At 32.5% G+C, this 1,041-nt stretch carries 3 protein-coding genes; 2 read left to right on the top strand and 1 reads right to left on the bottom strand.

The window, feature by feature from the left end:
* Positions 1-200: hypothetical protein (locus AC3A84_RS09375; protein ID WP_487969352.1), on the top strand; the 200-nt coding region annotated here is incomplete at its 5' end.
* Positions 200-427 carry a hypothetical protein gene (locus AC3A84_RS09370; RefSeq protein ID WP_002366331.1) on the top strand — a complete coding sequence of 76 codons (228 nt, stop codon included), beginning with the start codon at positions 200-202 and terminating at the stop codon, positions 425-427. The genes AC3A84_RS09375 and AC3A84_RS09370, both read left to right, overlap by 1 nt.
* A gap of 331 nt (positions 428-758) precedes the next feature.
* Here AC3A84_RS09370 and AC3A84_RS09365 read toward each other — a convergent pair.
* Positions 759-1,041, bottom strand: a 283-nt coding sequence (locus AC3A84_RS09365) for a hypothetical protein (protein WP_487969350.1), incomplete at its 5' end; no start/stop codon positions are given.

Here is a 1,041-nt window from a genome sequence, read left to right as displayed (position 1 = left end):
GTTCTTTGCCTGAACAAGCAATTGCATTTAGTGAATTATTTGAAAAATTTAAAGAAGAAGCACTTGCTCATGATTGTGATTGTCCGCAATGTAAACAAATAAAAGAATCATTTATTGGTGCAGAATCATCTTCAACTAAACAAAACAATGAGGAAAAACTAGATACATTGTTAAAAGATTTTTTACGAGGTGAGTTGTAATGATTGAAGTAAGAGGTTTAGGTAACGATATTTATGAATTAATGCTAGCAAACGCACAGAATAACATTGTCCAATCTGTTCGGACATCTGCATCTTATGGCAATACAAGTTGTGTGGTAAACAGTAAAGGAGCTACAAAACCATTTTTAGATCAATTACAAATGCAAGGTGTCGATTATATCGAATTGGAAGATGAAAAAATAAAACTATTTTGGGAGGGGTTGTAATGCCTGAATTTGATTCGTTAGGGGCAAGACAAGAGCCGCCAGAAGAAAAAGAAGCATTAGAGCTAACGTGGGAGTACGATGAGGAGGAAGAACAATAACCGAAGAAATATTACACAGTATCAAGAAAGAACAAGAAATTACAAATAGTTTGTTAGAAATTATCGCTAATAGAATAGAACGAAATCGTAAATCAGTAGTTTATTCTTCGGATAATTCAAAGGATGATCTTTTAAAAAGAATTGAAGAACTATCCGAAGAAAACATACTTTTGAAGAGTCGAGCGGAACAAGCTGAAAAGTCATCGAATATAGCTAATGATGAACTTTCTAAATTAAGAATGAGTATCTTTAGCAATCGAAGAATCGGATAGAAACAACTTAATGCTATCTAATTCAAAACCAATAAAATCTGTGTCAAAGCGATTGTTTTTGTATACTTTTTCAATCATTGATAAACAGGATGTATCCATTTCTAGTTTTAGGTGTCCGAGAATCGGTTTGGTAGGAAATATACCAGTAACAATGTCGTAACAGCTATTTTTATTTGGCAAAAGAAAATTAATAGAATGTCTCGTTTCGTCAATCATCAGTACAACATCTGATTTAAGTTTGATA

The organism is Paracidovorax sp. (assembly GCF_057642795.1).
Note: the sequence above shows the minus strand (reverse complement) of the source record. Positions and strands in the feature narration are given on the sequence as shown.

Coding starts and splice junctions, on each gene's coding strand:
- AC3A84_RS09370 (WP_002366331.1), top strand. CDS start 200: ATGATTGAAGTAAGAGGTTTAGGTAACGATATTTATGAATTAATGCTA.